Below are 675 nucleotides of genomic sequence, written 5' to 3'. Positions count from 1 at the left end.
TATCTGTAGTTTATTAAGCACTTTCTGGCGTTCTTTTTTGTCGTCGGACATTAACATATCGCGGAAAACATTTATGCGATCCGCTTTAAAGAACATATGTTCCGTACGGCACAAACCTACGCCTTCCGCGCCGAATTCCAAGGCAAGTTTAGCGTCCCTTGGGGTATCCGCATTACATCTTACATGGAATTTTTTAAGGAATGTCTTAGACATATCAATAAAGTCCAGGAGTCCTGATCCTTGAGGATCGGGCTCGATAAGTTCCGCCGCGCCAAGATACACTTTTGATTCACCGTAGAAAGGAACATCAATAGTTATGTAATTCCCCTCGGAGAAACTAAAATCGCCAAGCGTCGCTTTTGCTCCTTTAATTTTCAGTTCAGGAGATACAAGCGATACTTTTCCGTACTGGCGCGCTACTACAGACGCGTGAGCGGAATATCCGCCTTCGGCTGTTAATACGCCGGCGCTTACTTCGATTGCTTTTACATCTTCCGCAAAAGAAGATTCAACGCAGAGAATAAAATTATCGCCTTTTCCCTGATGTGTCGAGGCTTTTTTCGCTTCCAATAGAGCGTCTGTGCTAAAGTAGACGCGTCCTATTGCCGCGCCGGGAGCGCCCGCAATGCCGCCCTTCCACGATTTAAACCCTTTAACGCTCGCTGGATTAATTAC

Annotated in this window: 1 protein-coding gene; it reads right to left on the bottom strand. The window is 45.9% G+C overall.

Going from position 1 to position 675, the window contains the following annotated elements:
* Nucleotides 1-675, bottom strand: a 675-nt coding sequence (locus ACYVTD_RS15165) for a putative PEP-binding protein (protein WP_461248541.1), incomplete at both ends; no start/stop codon positions are given.

Source organism: Treponema sp. R6D11, assembly GCF_054786075.1.
Note: the sequence above shows the minus strand (reverse complement) of the source record. Positions and strands in the feature narration are given on the sequence as shown.